The sequence below is a fragment of the Chromobacterium alkanivorans genome (assembly GCF_016937655.1).
Classification (GTDB): domain Bacteria; phylum Pseudomonadota; class Gammaproteobacteria; order Burkholderiales; family Chromobacteriaceae; genus Chromobacterium; species Chromobacterium alkanivorans.
In genome coordinates, this window is record NZ_JAFHKL010000008.1 from 132,358 (window position 1) to 150,317 (window position 17,960).

The following is a 17,960-nucleotide window of genomic DNA, read 5'->3' on the forward strand; positions in this document are numbered from 1 at the left end:
GCGGCAAAGCGGCATTATACCGAGGCATTAACGCTATTGCAAAAAAACGGGCTTTCCGCCCCCAAGCCTGTTACCTTTTTGCCCGCCGGCCGCGCAGGCCTTACAATTTGAGTATCTGCAGCGCATTCGGGTCAGGGAGTCGATGATGAAGTCAACCTTAGTATGGACCTTTTTGCTGGCTTTGCTGGCCTCCTCCGCCGCCAGCGCGGAAGTCTATGTATGGAAGGACGAAGCCGGCAAGACCGTGTATTCGGACCAGCCGCCGCCCAGCGTCAACGCCCGCCGCATGAGCACGCGCGCGCCGGCGCCGGCCTCGGCCCCGGCCAAGGACGTCAAGAAAGCCGCGGGCAAGGACGCGAGCGGAGAGAACGCCAAGATCGCGGCGGAAAACGCCAAGATCGTGGAAGCCAACGCCAAGATTCGCGAGCAGAACTGCCAGAACGCCCGCAATCAGCTGGCCTCGGTGCAGACCAATAGCCGCATCCGCATGCCGGGTTCCAATGCCTTGGCCACCGACGCGCAGCGCAATGAGCTGATCGCCCAGGCGCAGGCCAATGTGCAGACCTGGTGTGGAAAATAAGTGGCGAAACCGGTTTTTGACTACAAGGCGGTACTGGCCTCCCTGCCCAATCTGCCCGGCGTGTATCGAATGCTCGACGCGTCGGGCAGCGTGCTTTATGTCGGCAAGGCCATCGATCTGAAGCGGCGGGTCAGCTCCTACTTCCAGAAAAACGATCAGTCGCCGCGCATCCAGTTGATGGTGCGCCAGATCGCCAACATCGAAACCACGGTCACGCGCTCCGAGGCGGAGGCGTTGATCCTGGAAAACAATCTGATCAAGGCGCTGACGCCGCGCTACAACATCCTGTTCCGCGACGACAAGTCCTATCCCTATCTGATGCTGACCGGCCACGCGTTTCCGCAGATGGCCTATTACCGCGGCGACCCCAAGCGGCCGAACCAGTATTTCGGCCCGTATCCCAACGGCTACGCGGTGCGCGAAAGCATCCAGATCCTGCAAAAGGTGTTCCGCTTGCGCACTTGCGAGGACGCGGTGTTCTCCAACCGCTCCCGTCCCTGTTTGCTGTATCAGATCAAGCGTTGTTCCGGCCCCTGCGTCGACCATATCTCCAAGGACGACTACGCGCGCGACGTGGCCAGCGCGGTGGCCTTCCTGCAAGGCCGTCAGAGCGAGCTGATCGACGGCCTGACCCAGCGCATGATGGCGGCGGCGGAGGCGATGGAGTTCGAGCAGGCGGCGGAGCTGCGCGACCAGATCCAGGCGCTGGCGCGAGTGCAGGAGAAGCAGTTCGTTTCCAGCAACTCCAGCCAGCAGGATTGCGATGTGGTGGCCTCGGTGCAGCAGGAAGGCATGCTCTGCGTCAATCTGGTGATGATTCGCGGCGGCCGGCATCTGGGCGACAAGAGCTTTTTCCCGGTCAGCGGCGAGGAGGGCGAACTGGCGGACAGCCTGGAAGCCTTCCTGGCCCAGCATTATCTGGGCGCGCCCTTGCCGCCGGCCATCATCATCAACGGCGAGATTTCCGACACCCTGCGCCAGCACCTGGAGCGGCAGGCCGAGCGCAAGCTGGCCATCGCCAGCAATCCCATAGGCGAGCGGCGGGTGTGGCTGGAAATGGCGGAGAAGAACGCCGTGCTGGCCATCATGCAGCGGGCCAACAGCAAAGCCACCCAGAATCAGCGGCTGGCCCAGCTCAACGAGGTGCTGGAGCTGGAGGGCGCCGGCCGCTTCGAATGCTTCGACATCAGCCACACCATGGGCGAGGCCACGGTGGCGTCCTGTGTGATCTACGACAAGGGCGCGATGCAGCCCGGCGAATACCGGCGCTACAATATCGAAACCGCCAAGCCCGGCGACGATTACGCCGCGATGCGCGAAGTTCTGTCACGTCGCTACGGCAAGCTGGCGGCGGGCGAGGGCAAGTTGCCGGACGCGGTGTTCATCGACGGCGGCAAGGGGCAGGTGGGCGTGGCCTTGGAGGTGTTCGCCGAAATCGGCCTGAACCTGCCCATCGTCGGCATCGCCAAGGGCGAGGAGCGCAAGCCGGGGCTGGAGACGCTGATCCTGCCGTATCTGGACAAGAGCCTGCAGCTGCGGCAGGACCATCCGGCGCTGCACTTGATCCAGACCGTGCGCGACGAGGCCCACCGTTTCGCCATCACCGGCCACCGCGCGCGGCGCGCCAAGGCGCGCACCGCGTCCACGCTGGAGGAGATTCCGGGCGTGGGCGCCAAGCGTCGGCAGCAGTTGTTGATGCGCTTCGGCGGCCTGCGCGGCGTGGCCGCCGCCAGCATGGACGACCTGGCCCAGGTGGACGGTATCAGCCGCACGCTGGCGGAGAAGATTTACAACGCGCTGCATTGATTGCCGGCGCGCCATCGTTTATACACTGTAACCATCGCTGTGCGTCCCGTTGTGGCTTGGGGCGGACGCGCAGTTTTTGACCGAGCCGCAAACAATAAGATTACTGATACCGATGCCCTTCAATTTGCCGATATTCCTGACCTGGCTCAGGGTTGCCCTGATCCCTATCTGCGTAGCGGTGTTCTTTTTGCCGGATTCCGTGCTGCTGCTGCAAAGCCGCAACCAGGTAGGGGCCGCCATCTTCGCCTTGGCGGCGATCACCGACTGGCTGGACGGCTATCTGGCGCGCAAGCTGGGCCAGACCTCGGCCTTCGGCGCCTTCCTGGACCCGGTGGCGGACAAGCTGATCGTCGCCGCCGCGCTGATCCTGCTGGTGCAGATGGGGAGAACGGAAGGCTGGATGGCGATGATCATCATCGGCCGCGAGATCGCCATTTCCGCGCTGCGCGAATGGATGGCCGAGATGGGCACCCGCAAAAGCGTGGCGGTGGCCTATATCGGCAAGCTGAAAACCGCCGCGCAAATGGTGGCCATCCTGCTGCTGCTGTACGCCGGCCCGCTGCTGCCGGGGGTTTCGACATTAATTTTGGGCAACGCCTTCATGGTGGTGGCGGTGATTTTGACTTTGTGGTCAATGGTTTATTACCTGAGGATGGCCGCCAAGGAGTTCTCCGGGAAAAAAATTGATGTTTGAAGTGTTGACAGTGATCGATAAATCCTTATAATTCGCATCTCTCAGCGCTGCTCCAGCAGCAGCGAAGAGAAAGCAGAAGTATTGCAGCAGTTTTGAAAGCGGGAATAGCTCAGTTGGTAGAGCGCAACCTTGCCAAGGTTGAGGTCGCGAGTTCGAGCCTCGTTTCCCGCTCCAAATCCTCTGCAATAGCATTATGCGACGCGGGAATAGCTCAGTTGGTAGAGCGCAACCTTGCCAAGGTTGAGGTCGCGAGTTCGAGCCTCGTTTCCCGCTCCATTATCTTCTGCGATAGCATTGTGCGACGCGGGAATAGCTCAGTTGGTAGAGCGCAACCTTGCCAAGGTTGAGGTCGCGAGTTCGAGCCTCGTTTCCCGCTCCATCCCCCCAATGCTTGTCGTTGCAGTACACTGCGGGAATAGCTCAGTTGGTAGAGCGCAACCTTGCCAAGGTTGAGGTCGCGAGTTCGAGCCTCGTTTCCCGCTCCAAATTTAAGTCATCAGCCCAGGTTGGTGATTCGCCGGTAACGGCGGGGTAGCAAAGTGGTTATGCAGCGGATTGCAAATCCGTCTACGCCGGTTCGATTCCGACCCCCGCCTCCAGTCAAAGCCCCGTAAGTCAAAGACTTGCGGGGCTTTTGCTTTGTCCTGCTTCTGCTGTCACAACTACCGAATCCCTACTTTTTCCCGTCGATTTCAGCCCTCAACCACTCGCTCAGAGCGGCGAACCACGCGTAGGCTATAGTTTTTGCCGGCTACGCTAGTTTGTGTGGCCACAAAATGCCTGCGGCCCGGAGGCGTCTGCCGCAAAGGCTTGCGGCTGTGCTCAGTGCTCCTGATCCTTGAACAAGAGGGGGACGAGTAGCAGGTGATGGGGGCTCTCCTGTGTTGCCGGTTCCATCGTTTCTCGTGGGGGGTAAAAGGGTGCGCAGCCGAATGGCTGCATTCTCAAAGGTTTGGGGGGGGGCTAATGCCGGGGAGGCGGATGGGAGTGCCCAAGGCCTCTGCTTGATTCCGCTTACTCAACCTGCGGCAACCCGACCAAATCAGTCGGGCTTGGACCTGTATCGGTTTGGCCGGGCTCGGCAAGTTGCGCATCCGTGTCTGGATGTGCATTCCACTCTACTCAAGCTTGCTTGCTCATTGATTTTCCTGTGGTTATCAGAAAATTTTATTAGTGGCTCTTAGTGTGTAACTTGACGCTCTCCTCTGGATAGGGTGTACTCATGGGCATCCCTAGTGAATGGTGGTTGCTAGGATAAAAGATATCCAGAATTAACTGTGCCTACGTGCAAATGATTTACATCGCATAGCTCGAGTTAAAATAATAATAGATTTAAAAAGCACGAGCGTAACCCGCTCTAATGTCTGTCAACAAAATGCACAAAAGGATGATAAGTTGTGAATGCACAAGAGAAAATTACACTGGCTATTTTGAATAAAATTAAGGAGTCCGCAGAGTCGATTAAGCAGCAGTGGCATAATCCTGAAGGAACGGAAACAAGACACTTCGTTATTGATGGTCTTCTCGAGCCTGAATTGTGCGAGAAGATTTATAATGCCTTTCCCAGGGATGGGAATGGTTTTTTTGATCGAGAGTCCTTTCGTGAGAAAAAGAAAACATCTGCAGACCTAAGTAGCTACGATAAAGTGTTATCCGACATTACTTACGCTCTCCAAGACAAAAGAGTTGTTGATCTGTTGTCTGAGTTCGTTGGCTTTACCGGAATTGACCCAGACCCACACTTGTATGCCGGTGGGTTGTCCATGATGTTCCCTGGGGACTTCCTGAATCCTCACATAGATAATAGCCATGATGGAGATCGTCTTCGTTACAGAAGATTGAACTTGCTCTACTATGTGTCGCCAGAGTGGAAGATCGAGAACGGAGGTAACCTAGAACTATGGAACAAGGATAAAACACAGCCCAAAACCATTACAGCCCTGACAAATAGACTGGCCGTAATGGAAACCAATAAAACAAGTTGGCACTCTGTGAGTCCCGTTGTTGTGGATCGCCCACGTTGTTGTGTATCAAACTACTACTTCTCAAAAAATTCTCCTGACGATACTGAATACTTTCATGTCACTTCCTTCACTGGGAGACCTGATGAAAGTATCAAACGTTTTGTAGGAACTGCCGACAATGCGCTGCGGAATTTCGTGTCTAAGGTATTAAAAACAGGGCGAGGAAAGTCGCTTATAAATAAGAAAATAAATAACGACTAAGAGCTGCCGACGGCATTGGTTGATAAGCCGTAAGGCTGTCAATGAGTAAGCATGGACGAAGTGAAATGCATATTTAGGCTCGGTGCGAGGTCTATCGAGCCAGGCCAACAGTCTCAATTGATTTGATGTATTGCTTAGATGGGTCAGCAAAAGTCAGGTGGAGACGATCCTAGAGTCTTGACCTTGCCAATTGCATATTTCTCGCCAGCAACTCCTCTTAATCGACCAAAGCCGGGGTTCTTGGGTAAGCCTGTCCAAGCGGTGTCGGTGGGTAGGATAAATATGACGCCACTGAGGACTGTCTGTCTGATCATATCGCTGCAGACAAGCTTTGACACAGTGTTGAGGGGCTTGGGTAGCCATAGCTGTAACTCATTCCATGGCTGTTTAGGTAACAAGTTGGCGTCCCCTGACTATCCCAAGTCAGGTTGCCAACTTGTTCTGCTGATTTTTGTAGCTGTCCGTAAGCGTTTTCGGAGTGTTTTTGTCTGTAGTTTCTTGAGTTTTGCGAGTATGTGATGGGGTGGGGAGCCGTATATGTCCGTTCAGCTTTGACTTTAGCTTCCACTCCGAAGGTCAAAGACTGTGAGAGGCTTTTGCTTTGTCCTGCCCATCGCCGCCCCGGTTTGCCAGCGACGCGGCTCTGGGATAGAATCGCCGTCTCTTTGCCCGCCCCGGTGGTGAAATTGGTAGACACAAGGGACTTAAAATCCCTCGACTTCGGTCGTGCCGGTTCGATTCCGGCCCGGGGCACCATTACGGCGAAGCCGTCCTAGGGACGACGATGACCCGCACAGCGTAGCGCTGGGCGGGTTTTTGTTTAGGGCTCCTCCTCCTCACAGCTGCACCTCGAACTCATAGAGATCGCTGCGGCACAAGACCTCGCTGAATTCCAGTACTTGCTCCGCCGCGTTCAAGCTGGTTTGCAGGATGCGCAGCAGCGGCGTGCCGGCCTGGACATGCAATAAGGCGGCGCTGTCCTGGTCCGCCGCGCAGGACGCCAGGCGGAAATGCTTGCGGCCGATCTCCACGCCATGTCGTTCCCACCACTGATATAACGAGTGTTCCAGCCGCTCAGGCTCGGGCAGGTAGGCCAGCGGGATATAGGTGGTTTCCAGCGCGGCCGGCGTGCCGTCCATCAGGCGCAGGCGACGCAGCTTGGCGATGTCCGCGCCGGCGGGCAGCCGCAGTAGGCCGGCGATGGCGGCCGGCGCGCGTTCCCGCCGTCGCAACAGCCATTGATTGGCCACGCTGCCGCCGCTGCGCAGCACTTGTTCGGTGAAGCCCCCGCTGTCGTTGAGCGAGTAGCGGAAAGCCTGGGCGACGCGCGTGCCCCGGCCTTGCTGGCGGGTGATCAGCCGCTTGCGCTCCAGCTCCGCCATCGCCTTGCTGATGGTGACGCGCGACAGCCCCAGTTTCTCCGCCATCAGCCGCTCGGTGGGCAGGAAAGCCCCTTCGGCCAACTGATGCCGCCGGATGGCTTGCTCCAGCGCGCCGGCGATCAGCAGGTAGCGCGGCGTCGCGTCGGACCGCTGCAGGCTGGCGGACAGGCATTCCAGAATATCGCTCATATCGTGTGAAAACTCCTGTGCGTGCGCGTTCCAGTCTAAATCAATGCCGGCGGTAACGGGGAGGGCGGGGCCAAGCCTTGTGGCATGCTTTCCTGATCAATAGTATGGTTATGTACTATTGGATTTGCATTGGACTTATCATGCGATGCCAATCGGATTCCTTGGGGGCCTGTTCACCGTATCGCGCGACGCGCGGCGGAATTTGAACAGGTCCTTGGACGGGCTCCGGCGTTGGCATCCTGGCGGAGAGACGCGGTTTGACGATGATTAGCAAGGGCTACCAGTCCATTCTCGGGGCTCTTTACGGGCAGGCGGCGGGGGATGCGATGGGCATGCCCTCCGAGTTGTGGCCGCAGCGGCAGGTGCGGGCTTTCTTTGGCTGGATCGATGATTTCCTGCCCGGCCCCGCGGAGAATTTCGCCGCTTCCGAGTTCGTCGCCGGCGAGTTCACCGACGACACCCAGCAGGCCATCGCCTTGATGGACGCGCTGATCGCCGCGGACGGCGTGGTGGAGCCGGAGCGCATCGCCGCCAACATCATCGCCTGGGCCGAAGGCATAGACGCCTTCAACAAGAACATTCTGGGACCCAGTTCCAAAGCCGCGCTGAGGGCTATTTTGTCCGGGCAGTCCATAGACTCGCTGGGCGCCAACGGCGTGACCAACGGCGCGGCGATGCGGGTGGCCCCCTTGGGCTGCGTATTGCCCAGCGGGGACCGGCAGGCCTTCGTCCAGGCGGTGCGGCTGAGTTGCAGTCCCACCCACCAGTCCGATATCGCGGTGGCCGGCGCCGCGGCCGTCGCCTGGGCGGTGTCGCGGGCGGTGGAGGGCGCGGATTGGCCGAGCATCAAGGCCGAGCTGCCCGAAATCGCCGATCTGGCGCAGCTGGAGCGGGTGACGACGTTCAGCCCCTTGCTGAGCCGGCGCCTGGCCTGGGGCTTCGAGCTGGCGGAGCGTTTGCGCGGCCAAGACGATGCGGCGGTGGTCGCCGAGCTGTATCACACGCTGGGAGCCGGCATGGACACCATAGAGTCGGTGCCGACCGCCCTGGCCCTGGTGGACTGCGCGCAGGGCGATCCGCGCCGCTGCGCGGTGCTGGCGGCCAATCTGGGCGGCGACACCGACACCATAGGCGCGATGGCGACCGCGGTGTGCGGGGCGCTGCGCGGCGCGGACGCGTTGCCGGCCGCATGGCGGGAACGCATCCGGACAGTGAACGGCGTCGATTTTGAATCTTACGCGCGGGCTTTGAGCGCATTACGGTTTAGGGGGTGAGTGGATGAGCGATGTACAAGCGGCAGAGAGCTGGCGGCTGGAGAGCGCGGGCATAGACGTGGTGCCGGAGCATGAGTGCCGGGGCCGGCCCGTCGAGTTGTTCTGGGTGTGGCTGGCGGCCAATATCGGCATCCTGGGCGTGGTGTACGGCGGCATCGTCACCAGCTTCGGGCTGTCCTTCTTTCAATCTTTGCTGGCCGCGGCGCTGGGGGTGGCCAGTTTCGCGCTGGTGGGGGTGACCAGCATCGCCGGCCGGCGCGGCCGCACCTCCACACTGACTTTGTCGCGCGCTATTTTCGGCCTGCGCGGCAACGCCGCGCCCACCGCCTTCAGCTGGTTCAATCTGATGGGCTGGGAGGCGGTCAACGTGGTGACCGGCGCCTTGACGCTGGCGGCCTTGTGCCAGGCGCTGGGCATGGCGGAGGGCCGCTTGCTGACCGCGGTCTGTCTGTTCCTGTTCATCGGCTTGACCATCGTGGTCAGCTTGCTGGGCCAGGCGACCGTGGTGTGGATGCAAAGCTGGTTGAGCCGGATTTTCGGCAGCATGACCCTGGTGGTGATCGCGTACGTGGCGTCGACCGCGAACTGGGGCGCCATCATGGCGCGGCCTCAGGGCGACTGGCTGACCGGCTTCTGGCCGGCGGTGTCGGTGATCGCCGCGGGCACCGGCATCAGTTGGGCGATCGCCGGCGCCGACTACAGCCGTTACCAGCGGACGGGGTCGAGCAACGGCGGCATTTTCGGCGCGGTGATGGTGGGGGCCTCGCTGCCCTTGATGCTGCTGATCTTCACCGGCGTGCTGCTGTCGGCGCAGATACCGGACCTGGCCAGCGCGGCCAATCCCATCGCCAAGATAGGCGCGGTGCTGCCGGCCTGGATGGCGGTGCCCTATCTGCTGACCGCGACCGCGGGCATCGTCACCATGGCCGTGCTCAGCCTGTATTCGGCCAGCCTCAATCTGCTGACCATAGGCGTCAAGGTCAGGCAGGCGCAGGCGGTTGCCATCAATGCGCTGATCGTGTTGGCGATCGCCGCCTACGTCTTGTTCGTATCCAGCGATTTCCTGGGCCCCTTCATCGCCTTCCTGCTGTTCTGCGGCGTGTTCCTCGCCGCCTGGGAGGCGGTGTTCGTGCTGGATTACCTGGTGCTGCGCCACCGCCAAGGCTATGAGGAAGCGGCTTTGTCCGGCAATGGGCGGCAGGCCTTCCGCGGCGGGCCGCTGTTGTGCTGGCTGCTGGGCGCGGCCTGCGGCCTGCTGGTGAGCAAGACCGGCTTCATCGACGGCCCGCTGGCGGTGGGCGTTTTCGCAGATTCCAGCCTGGGGCTGTTTGTATCCTTTGGGACCAGCTTGCTGGCTTATGGCTTGTATTTGTTGCTGAAGGAGCGACGCGCATGAGCATTCCGTGTCCAAGTTATCATCCGGCCAGGGCGATCCTGGCTTTGGGCGGCGCCGTGGGAGACGTGGTATTGACTCTCCCGGAACTGCCGCGCAGCGGCGCCGATGTGGAGGCGCTGCAGCAGGAGCGCCAGATCGGCGGCTGCGCCTTCAATGTGGCGCGGGCGCTGTGCCAGTTGCACGCCCCCGTGATCAACGGCATGCCGGTGGGCAACGGGCCCTGGGGCGCGGCGATAGACGCGGCCATGCGGGAGCTGGGGCTGCCGGTGCTGCTGCGCAACGGGCATCGCGACAACGGCTGGTGCGTGGCCATGGTGGAGCCCAGCGGCGAACGCAGCTTCATCTCCATCACCGGCTGCGAGGGAGAGTGGAGCCGCGAGCAACTGGACGCGCTGCCGCTGCCCGCCGACGCGCTGGTGTACGCCAACGGCTATGAGCTGGCCGGAGAGGGCGGGCGGGCGCTGCGCGCCTGGCTGCTGGCCCTGCCGGCGCAGCAGCTGCGGGTGATAGACCCCGGTCCGCGCGTCGCCTTGCTGGAGCCGGCGTTTCTGTCCGGCCTGAGCGGCACGGAAACCCTGCTGACGCTGAACCGGGACGAGATCGCCATGCTGTGCGGCGACGGCGACCCGGTGGCGGCGGCGCAGCGCTTCGCCAAGGATTACCGGCTGACGCTGATCTGCCGGCTGGGCCAGGACGGCGCCTGGGTCTGCCCCGGCACCGACGCGCCCTGGCATCTGCCCGGTTATCAGGTTTCGGTGGTGGACACCATAGGCGCCGGCGACGCGCATTGCGCCGGCTTGTTGGCGGGCTTGTCCAGCGGCTGGCCCTTGCATTACGCGGTGGACCTGGGCAACCGGCTGGCGGCCTGCGTGGTGGCCAGCGCCGGCCCGGACGCGGCGACGGATTGGGACAGCTTGAACCGCCGCTTTCCCGCCGCCTGCCTGTGAGCCGCCGCGCCGGGCGCGTGTCGCGCAGGGAGGCGGGCTCGGCGTTGAGAAGCAGTCCAATGTCTGCCGCGCGTCGGCAGAATGGATATGAGAAGGACGTTGAAACCGGCTGCGAAATGCTCATGTCTCGCGAGTAGATTCCGCTTGCTCGGCGGCTTTCGCCTTGTCTCAATACTTTGAACAAGCTCGAAGAAAGTGGCAAAAGAAAGACGGATAGGGGTGGAAAGAGCGCAATCGGCGTCAAGTGCTGGACATAAAGGGGCATTACTTAGTACTCTCCCACCCTCGTAAGCGCCTGCCCGGCCATGGAGCGCCTGGAGCGCTCCGTGCGGCGCTTTCGTCCATGGCCTCAAGTCGGCTCTCCGCCGACAAGCAGGACCGGCGATGGGGCGAGCGCCTCGGCCCCGGCGGGCCGCGACGTTTGGGCTCGGTCCCGGGCGTCCGCCATGATCGCGATTTTTCACGGCGCGCCGGCGTTTCGCCAGCGCGCGTTGGTCAAGCCCGATTACGATGTCGTCATTTTTTGGCCAGCTGTCAAGCTGGCCGGGCGGCGGGTTGCGGCGCTTCACTTGATTGGGCAGCATGCGCTGCTTTTGCATCAATGGATCTAGATAGAAGTTCATGAAGCCAAATACTGAAACGGCACTCGGTGCTGCACTTAAGTCCGCTGTACAAAGTCTGTCCAAGAAAAAGCAGACCGAGATGATCGCGGATCATGTCTACAGCAAGTTCGACGTTTTCCGCCAGTTTCGTCCGCTGGCCTTGGGCATCCATGAGAGCCTGATCGCGGCCCTGCCGCAGTTCGACTCGACGCTGATCTCCCGCGTGGTGGCCAACCACTGTCGCAAGCCGCGCTACGTGAAGTCTCTGGCGCGCGGCGGCAAGCGTTTCGATCTGGCCAACAAGCCGGTGGGCGAAGTCAGCGCCGAAGAGAAGAAGGCGGCGGAACAGATGTCCGCGCCCAAACCGGCCCCGGCTCCGGCAGCCGCGGCTCCGGCCGAACCCGCTGGCGACGCCGCGGAATAAGCGTGCCGCGGCCGCGTGGCAAGAACGTAAACAGCCTGACAGATCCGTTTGTCAGGCTGTTTTGCATTGGCGAGACGGAACGTCGGCGCAGGCCGGGCGGTCGCAGCAGAACGCGCCGCGCGGCGGCGCCGCATCAGGACAGGAGTAAAATACCCGGCATGAAACGTCTTTTCTTGTGGGCCGCGATGGCCCTGAGCTTGTCCGCCTGCAGCGCGCTGCAACAGTTGGGCGCGCCCATCAGCTCGCATCCTTCCTCGCCGGCCAAGACCCGGCCGCAAACGGCTCCGGCGTCCAGCGCCAAAGCGGACGCCTTGCTGCGCGAGGCCAACCGTCTGGCCGACAAGGTCAAGAGCGGCGAGTTGACCCGCCTGGCCGCCGCCGACCAACTGGGCGCGTTCCGGCTCAAGGCGGTGGGCTCCAACCCCGTCGACGACAACACCTTCGCCATGTACCGCTATCTGACGGTGGAGCGCGAGGCGGGCCGCATCGATCAGGATGCCTTCCGCGCCAAGATGGACGAACGTCTGCGCGAATGGATGCGCCGCTGGCCCAAGATGAACCCCAAGCCGGCGGACCCGGCGTTCACCAACTTCCTGCTCAAGCTGTACGGCTTGCCGGCCCTGGGGGCCTGAGCATGGGCAAGAAAGCCAAGCCGGACGCCGCCGGCTGTCCTTGCGGGCTGGGCGGCGCTTACGCGGCCTGCTGCGGCCGTTATCTGAGCGCGGACGGGGCGCCGGCGCCCACGGCGGAGGCCTTGATGCGTTCGCGCTACACCGCTTACGCGCGCGGCGACGAGGCGTATCTGCTGGCGAGCTGGCATCCAAGCACCCGACCGCAGGCGCTGGATCTGGCCGCGGACGCGGGCGTGGTCAAATGGCTGGGCCTGGAGGTGCTGGCGACCGAGGCCGGCGGCGCGGCCGATGTCGAGGGCTGGGTGGAGTTCGCCGCGCGCTACAAGGTGAGCGGCAAGGCCGAACGCCTGCGCGAGCGCAGCCGCTTCCTGCGCGAGGACGGCCGCTGGTTCTACGTGTCCGGCGAGCTGAGCTGAGTCAGGCTGCGGGCGCCTGCAGCGCGTTCTCGATCGCGCGTTCCAGCGCCGCCGGTTTGACGTAGGGAGCGAAACGCTTGAGGACGCGCCCTTCGCTGTCGATCAGAAACTTGGTGAAATTCCATTTGACCCGCCGGCTGCCCAGCAGGCCGGGTTTGGCGGCGACGAGATGACGCCATAGCGGATGGGCGTCCGCGCCGTTGACATCGATCTTGGCGGACAGCGCGAAGCTGACGCCGAAGTTCTTTTGACAGAACTGGCCGATGGCGGCGGCGTCGCCCGGTTCCTGGCCGCCGAACTGGTTGCAGGGAAAGCCGATGATTTCCAGCCCTTGCCCGCGGTAGCGCTGGTACAGCTGCTCCAGGCCGCCCAATTGCGCGGTGAAGCCGCACTCGCTGGCGGTGTTGACCAGCAGCAGCACTTTGCCGCGATAGTTCGCCAGCGGCAGCGGCTGTCCGTTTAAAGTCTCAATGGAAAAATCATATATGTCCGGCATATTTTCGCCCTTCGCCAAAGCGAAGATCATGGCAAGAAACCGGGGGAAGGGCAATGCGGGAAGGGAATAAAAAAAGGGGCGCAACGGCAAGGGGGAACCGCTACGCCCCAAGAAGAAATCAATTGCTGTACAAGGGCCGACCAACCGGGAAAGTCAGCTAACCCTCTGTTTATCCTAGAACATTAAGGTGAAATTGCGAGGACGGATTTGGCTGGATTTAAATGACAAAGGGATGGCTAAGCCATCCCTTTTTTGCTGGCGGGAAGCGGTTCAGGGACGCGGCAGGGTCACGCCCACCTGGCCCATGTATTTGCCGGCGCGGTCGCTGTAGGACACGTCGCAGATCTCGTCGGATTCGAAGAACAGCACTTGGGCCACGCCCTCGTTGGCGTAGATCTTGGCCGGCAGCGGCGTGGTGTTGGAGAACTCCAGCGTCACATAGCCTTCCCATTCCGGTTCGAAGGGGGTGACGTTGACGATGATGCCGCAGCGGGCGTAGGTGGATTTGCCCAGGCAGACGGTCAGCACCGAGCGCGGGATGCGGAAGTATTCCACGGTGCGGGCCAGCGCGAAGCTGTTGGGCGGGATGATGCAATAGCCTTTGCCGGAGACTTCCACGAAGGAGTTGGGGTCGAAGTTTTTCGGGTCGACGATGGTGCTGTTGATATTGGTGAACACCTTGAATTCGTCGGCGCAGCGGATGTCGTAACCGTAGCTGGAGGTGCCGTAGGAGATCACCTTCTGGCCGTCCACCATCTTGATCTGATTGGGCTCGAAGGGCTCGATCATTTTGTACTCGTCCGCCATCCGGCGAATCCACTTGTCCGATTTGATGCTCATTGTCTTGGGCCCGTAGCTTGTCTATTGATTGTCCGCGATTTTAACCGCAAGCGGCCGTGGCCGGCTATCGATAATCCGCGGCGGATCCGGATAGGACAACGCTATTGATGCAGGTCAAGCAGGACGGGAATTGCCGCGGTTTGCCGATATTCGGCGCGGTTCGGCTGGATATACTAATGCAAACCATTCTCGTTCTTGATCGGATCATCATGTTGACTTTGGATGCATTCCCCGCCGGCCGCCACGGCGTGGTCGACCGGCTGGAGCTGGCCGACGAGGCCATGCGCCGCGTCGCCGCCTTCGGCCTGGCGCCGGGCAGCCGTTTTTACCTGCGCCGGGCCGCGCCGCTGGGCGGGCCCTTGCTGCTGGACGTGGGCGCCACCCGCTTCCTGCTGCGCCGCAGCCTGGCGCGTCTCATCGTGGCGAGGGTGGAAGCATGAAGCGTTTCGCCCTGATCGGCTTGCCGAACACTGGCAAGTCCACCTTGTTCAATCGCCTGACCGGCATGTCGCAGCGCGTCGGCAACTGGCCGGGCCTGACCATAGAATTGAGCAGCGCGCGCTTGTTGCTGGGCGGCCACATGGTGGAGCTGGTGGACTTGCCCGGGGTCAACGATCTGACCGGCTATTCCGACGACGAGGCGGTGGTGCGCGACGTGTTGCTGGCCACCGCTTTCGACGGCGCCATCCTGGTGCTCAACGCCAGCCAGCTGGACCGGCAATTGCCGCTGGCCTTGCAGGTGCTGGCCAGCGGCCTCAATTGCCAGGTGGTGCTGAATATGGCGGACGAGGCCAAGGCCCTGGGCGTGAGCCTGGATGTGGAAGGCTTGTCGGAACGGCTGGGCGCGCCGGTGTCGCTGGTGTCGGCCAGGCATATGCAAGGCTGGCCGCCGCTGCTGGCGGGCTTGAACCGGCTGGCCAACGACGCCGCCCCGGCGGCGCGCGCGCATTTGGACGCGGTGCCGGACACCCAGGCGGCGATGGCCGAAGCCAAGCGGCTGCTGGACGGTTGCTGGTCCTTGCCGCCGGTGCTGCCGGCGCGGCTGACCGAGAAGATCGACCATTGGCTGATGCATCCGTGGCTGGGCCTGCCGCTGTTCTTCGCGTTGATGGCCTTGCTGTTCAACCTGACTTATCAGATCGGCACTCCGTTGCAGGAGCTGGCCGGCTCAGGGTTGGACTGGGTCAAGGAGCAGGCGCTGGCGCCCTTGCTCGCGCCCTTGCCCGAGATTGTGCAGAGCCTGGCGCTGGACGGCGTCTGGCAGGGGGTGTCGACGGTGCTGACCTTCGCGCCCATCCTGCTGGTGTTCTTCGTGCTGATGGCGATGGTGGAGGACTCCGGCTATCTGGCGCGCGCCGCCTATCTGACCGACGCCTTCATGGCGCGGCTGGGGCTGGACGGCCGCGGTTTCGTGATGCAGTTGATGGGCTTCGGCTGCAATGTGCCGGCCATCATGGGCACCCGAGTGATGCGCGAGCGCAAGCAGCGGTTGCTGACCATGTTGGTGATCCCGTTCTCGCTGTGTTCGGCGCGGCTGCAGGTGGTGGTGTTCTTCGCCGGCCTGCTGTTCACGCCGGCGCAGGCGCCGTGGGTGCTGATGGGGCTTTATCTGATGAGCTTCGCCGTCGCGGTGTTCACCGCCTGGGTGTTCAAGCGCCGTTACGCCGGCGGCGAGGCCTTTCTGCTGGAAGTGCCGCCGTATCGGCTGCCCGGCTTGAGCCATCTGCTGGGCCGGGCGGTGGGCGAGGTGCGCGCCTTCCTGCAATTGGCGTCCAGCTTCATCCTGCTGGGCGTGGTGCTGGTCTGGCTGCTGACCCATGTGCCGGCCGGCGACGGCAAGACGCTGGCCGACGCTCTGGGCAAGCTGCTGGCGCCGGTGCTGGACCCGATAGGCATCCGCCACGAACTGGCGGCGGCCTTGCTGTTCGGCTTCATCGCCAAGGAGATCCTGCTGGGCAGCCTGGCGGTGATCTACGGGGTGCCGGAAGCCGGCCTGGGCGCGGCCTTGTTGCAGCATTTGGACTGGCGTTCGGCGATGAGTTTTTTGATCTTCACCCTGATCTACGTGCCCTGCCTGTCCACGGTGGCGGCGATGTACCGGGAGTCGCGCAGCAAGTCCTACACCGCGATGGCGGTGGCGTGGTCGGTGGGACTGGCCTGGTTGCTATCGTTCGCCTTTTATCAAGTCGGCGTGCATCTATGGCCTTGAGGGCTTAGAATGAATGGTTCGCGAATTCCGTTCGCGCCGGCGCAGCGCCGGCGTCATCGAACGACAACAACAAGAGGTCCTCATGCAAGGTGATCCCAAAACCATAGCGTTGCTGAACGAGCTGCTGGCGGAAGAGCTGTCCGCCGCGGACCAGTATTTCATCCACGCCGAGATGTACAAGGACTTCGGCCTGCACAAGCTGTTCGAGCGCATCGATCACGAGCGCGAGGACGAGCTGTCGCACGCGCGGGTGCTGATCGCGCGCACCTTGTTCCTGCAAGGCAAGCCGGACGTGGCCAAGCGCGTGCCCATCGTGGTGGGCGAGAACGTGCGCTCGATGCTGGCAAGCGATCTGGAAGTGGAGTACCGCGTCGGCGATTTGCTGAAAAAAGTGGTGGCCCACTGTGAGCGCGTGAAGGACTATGTGACGCGCCAGGAACTGATGGTGTTGCTGGAAGAGACCGAGAACGACCACGCCCACTGGCTGGAGCAGCAGCTGCGCCTGATCGACATGGTGGGCGAGCAGAACTACATCCAGTCGCAAATGTAAGCGCCGGGCATTTCGGCATCGAGACGGCCGCCTTTTGGGCGGCCGTTTGTTTTTGCGGCGGCCGCTCCGGTTTTGACATGGCGCAGCATGGCCGGGGCCGTGTCCGTTTATCATCGCCGGCAGATGAATTCGCCGGAGGGCGCGATGTCGCTGGATCTATCCGTTTCCTGGCTGGGCATGAAGATGGCCAGCCCCCTGTTCAACGCGTCCGGCGTCTATTGCCGCACCCGGGAAGAGCTGGAGCAGGTGCGCCGCTCCGCCGCCGGCGCGGTGGTGACCAAGAGCTGCACGCTGGAACCGCGCGCCGGCAACCCCGAGCCGCGCTACCGGCGCACCGCGCTGGGCAGCATCAACTCCATGGGCCTGCCCAACGAGGGCTACCGCTATTACCTGGATTACGCCCAAGCCTACGACGACGTCAAGCCGCTGTTCCTGTCGGTGTCCGGCATGACGCTGGACGACACCCTGGCCATTCTGGACGAGCTGGCGGAACGCAAGCTGCCCTGCTTGCCGGAGGTGAACCTGTCCTGCCCCAATCTGCCGGGCAAGCCGCAGCTGGGCTATGACTTCGCCGCCAGCGCCGAGGCTCTGGCGGCGATCAGCCGGCGCTATGCGCGGCCGTTCGGCGTCAAGCTGCCGCCGTATTTCGATCCGGCCCATTTCGCCGCGATGGCCGCGGTGCTGAACGCCTTCCCGCTGCTGCGCTTCGTCACCTGCATCAACTCGGTGGGCAACGGCCTGGTGATCGATCTGGACAGCGAGTCGGCGGTGATCAAGCCCAAGGGCGGGCTGGGCGGCTTGGGCGGCGATTACGTGCTGCCGACGGCCTTGGCCAATGTGCGCGAGTTCGCCGTGCTGCTGGCCGACAAGCATGTGATCGGCTGCGGTGGGGTGAAGAGCGGGGCCGAGGCCTTCATGCACATCCTGGCCGGCGCCACCGCGGTGCAGGTGGGCACCTGCCTGCACGAGGAGGGCGTCAGCGTCTTCGAGCGCATCGAGGCGGAGCTGGCCGCCATTATGCGGGCCAAGGGCTATCGGCGGCTGGAGGATTTCCGCGGACGGCTGAAGACTTTGTGAGCGCATGAAAAAAGCCCGGAGAGTCCGGGCTTTTTTCTAAGAACCTGCTCAAAGTCTGCTGCGCGTCGGCGATACGGCGTTGAAAACGAGCTCAAAATGCTCATGTACCACTTGTACATTCCGCTTTTTCGCTCGTTTTCGCCTTGTCTCGCCCTTGCTCGCGAGACTTTGAACAGGCTCTACGAACGTGTTTACGATCGCGCGAGCTATCGCCGCAGCGC

General features: G+C 62.3%; 18 protein-coding genes and 6 tRNA genes. 21 read left to right on the top strand and 3 right to left on the bottom strand.

Annotated features, from left to right (window positions below):
* Window positions 1–145 precede the first annotated feature (145 nt).
* From JW897_RS15405 to JW897_RS15450, 10 genes are all read left to right on the top strand, one after another.
* Window positions 146–580, top strand: a complete 435-nt coding sequence (locus JW897_RS15405; RefSeq protein ID WP_205466854.1) for a DUF4124 domain-containing protein — start codon at window positions 146–148, stop codon at window positions 578–580.
* Complete coding sequence (uvrC, locus tag JW897_RS15410) at window positions 581–2,386, top strand: excinuclease ABC subunit UvrC (protein ID WP_205466855.1); 1,806 nt, start codon at window positions 581–583, stop codon at window positions 2,384–2,386. It begins immediately after the preceding gene.
* A gap of 112 nt (window positions 2,387–2,498) precedes the next feature.
* On the top strand, window positions 2,499–3,080 hold the full coding sequence (pgsA, locus tag JW897_RS15415; RefSeq protein WP_048412018.1) for a CDP-diacylglycerol--glycerol-3-phosphate 3-phosphatidyltransferase: 582 nt from the start codon (window positions 2,499–2,501) through the stop codon (window positions 3,078–3,080).
* A 98-nt stretch (window positions 3,081–3,178) separates the two neighbouring features.
* A tRNA-Gly gene (locus JW897_RS15420) sits at window positions 3,179–3,254 on the top strand.
* Window positions 3,255–3,280: 26 nt separating this feature from the next.
* Window positions 3,281–3,356, top strand: a tRNA-Gly gene (locus JW897_RS15425).
* 27 nt (window positions 3,357–3,383) lie between these two features.
* A tRNA-Gly gene (locus JW897_RS15430) sits at window positions 3,384–3,459 on the top strand.
* Window positions 3,460–3,489: 30 nt separating this feature from the next.
* Window positions 3,490–3,565: transfer RNA gene (locus tag JW897_RS15435), tRNA-Gly, on the top strand.
* 40 nt (window positions 3,566–3,605) lie between these two features.
* A tRNA-Cys gene (locus tag JW897_RS15440) sits at window positions 3,606–3,679 on the top strand.
* 798 nt (window positions 3,680–4,477) lie between these two features.
* Window positions 4,478–5,305, top strand: coding sequence for a 2OG-Fe(II) oxygenase (locus JW897_RS24630; protein WP_082158726.1), 828 nt, complete (start codon window positions 4,478–4,480; stop codon window positions 5,303–5,305).
* A gap of 671 nt (window positions 5,306–5,976) precedes the next feature.
* Window positions 5,977–6,061: transfer RNA gene (locus tag JW897_RS15450), tRNA-Leu, on the top strand.
* An 80-nt stretch (window positions 6,062–6,141) separates the two neighbouring features.
* On the opposite strand, the gene JW897_RS15455 is transcribed toward JW897_RS15450, so the two are convergent.
* Window positions 6,142–6,876 (bottom strand): GntR family transcriptional regulator, encoded by a 735-nt coding sequence (locus JW897_RS15455; protein WP_048412535.1) that lies wholly within the window; start codon window positions 6,874–6,876, stop codon window positions 6,142–6,144.
* Window positions 6,877–7,139: 263 nt separating this feature from the next.
* On the opposite strand from JW897_RS15455, the gene JW897_RS15460 reads away from it, so the two are divergent.
* From JW897_RS15460 to JW897_RS15490, 7 genes are all read left to right on the top strand, one after another.
* Window positions 7,140–8,150, top strand: coding sequence for an ADP-ribosylglycohydrolase family protein (locus tag JW897_RS15460; RefSeq protein WP_240352241.1), 1,011 nt, complete (start codon window positions 7,140–7,142; stop codon window positions 8,148–8,150).
* Between the two features lie 4 nt (window positions 8,151–8,154).
* The gene (locus JW897_RS15465; protein ID WP_048412537.1) at window positions 8,155–9,546 is read left to right on the top strand and encodes a purine-cytosine permease family protein; all 1,392 of its coding nucleotides are present in this window, start codon (window positions 8,155–8,157) and stop codon (window positions 9,544–9,546) included.
* Entirely contained in the window at window positions 9,543–10,493 is a 951-nt protein-coding gene (locus tag JW897_RS15470; RefSeq protein ID WP_048412538.1) for a PfkB family carbohydrate kinase, read from the top strand. The genes JW897_RS15465 and JW897_RS15470 overlap by 4 nt, the downstream gene beginning before the upstream one ends.
* Before the next feature lie 446 nt (window positions 10,494–10,939).
* A complete protein-coding gene (locus tag JW897_RS15475) occupies window positions 10,940–11,104 on the top strand; it encodes a hypothetical protein (protein WP_156187738.1) in 165 nt (54 codons plus the stop codon).
* A gap of 10 nt (window positions 11,105–11,114) precedes the next feature.
* Window positions 11,115–11,519 (top strand): ProQ/FINO family protein, encoded by a 405-nt coding sequence (locus JW897_RS15480; RefSeq protein WP_203391259.1) that lies wholly within the window; start codon window positions 11,115–11,117, stop codon window positions 11,517–11,519.
* Window positions 11,520–11,677: 158 nt separating this feature from the next.
* Complete coding sequence (locus JW897_RS15485; RefSeq protein WP_205466857.1) at window positions 11,678–12,151, top strand: putative periplasmic lipoprotein; 474 nt, start codon at window positions 11,678–11,680, stop codon at window positions 12,149–12,151.
* A 2-nt stretch (window positions 12,152–12,153) separates the two neighbouring features.
* Window positions 12,154–12,567: a YchJ family protein gene (locus JW897_RS15490; protein ID WP_205466858.1), complete on the top strand. Its 414-nt coding sequence runs from the start codon at window positions 12,154–12,156 to the stop codon at window positions 12,565–12,567.
* A gap of 1 nt (window position 12,568) precedes the next feature.
* Here JW897_RS15490 and JW897_RS15495 read toward each other — a convergent pair whose 3' ends face one another.
* A complete protein-coding gene (locus tag JW897_RS15495) occupies window positions 12,569–13,063 on the bottom strand; it encodes a glutathione peroxidase (RefSeq protein WP_205466859.1) in 495 nt (164 codons plus the stop codon).
* Between the two features lie 270 nt (window positions 13,064–13,333).
* Window positions 13,334–13,903, bottom strand: a complete 570-nt coding sequence (dcd, locus tag JW897_RS15500; RefSeq protein WP_048412542.1) for a dCTP deaminase — start codon at window positions 13,901–13,903, stop codon at window positions 13,334–13,336.
* Window positions 13,904–14,112: 209 nt separating this feature from the next.
* Here dcd and JW897_RS15505 point away from each other — a divergent pair, with 209 nt between their 5' ends.
* The 4 genes from JW897_RS15505 (at window position 14,113) to JW897_RS15520 (ending at window position 17,739) form a co-directional block, all read left to right on the top strand.
* Window positions 14,113–14,343 (top strand): FeoA family protein, encoded by a 231-nt coding sequence (locus JW897_RS15505; protein ID WP_205466860.1) that lies wholly within the window; start codon window positions 14,113–14,115, stop codon window positions 14,341–14,343.
* Window positions 14,340–16,112: a ferrous iron transport protein B gene (gene feoB / locus JW897_RS15510; RefSeq protein WP_205466861.1), complete on the top strand. Its 1,773-nt coding sequence runs from the start codon at window positions 14,340–14,342 to the stop codon at window positions 16,110–16,112. The genes JW897_RS15505 and feoB overlap by 4 nt, the downstream gene beginning before the upstream one ends.
* An 82-nt stretch (window positions 16,113–16,194) precedes the next feature.
* Entirely contained in the window at window positions 16,195–16,662 is a 468-nt protein-coding gene (gene bfr / locus JW897_RS15515; protein ID WP_205466862.1) for a bacterioferritin, read from the top strand.
* 144 nt (window positions 16,663–16,806) lie between these two features.
* Window positions 16,807–17,739: a dihydroorotate oxidase gene (locus JW897_RS15520; RefSeq protein ID WP_205466863.1), complete on the top strand. Its 933-nt coding sequence runs from the start codon at window positions 16,807–16,809 to the stop codon at window positions 17,737–17,739.
* The last annotated feature ends 221 nt before the right edge of the window (window positions 17,740–17,960 follow it).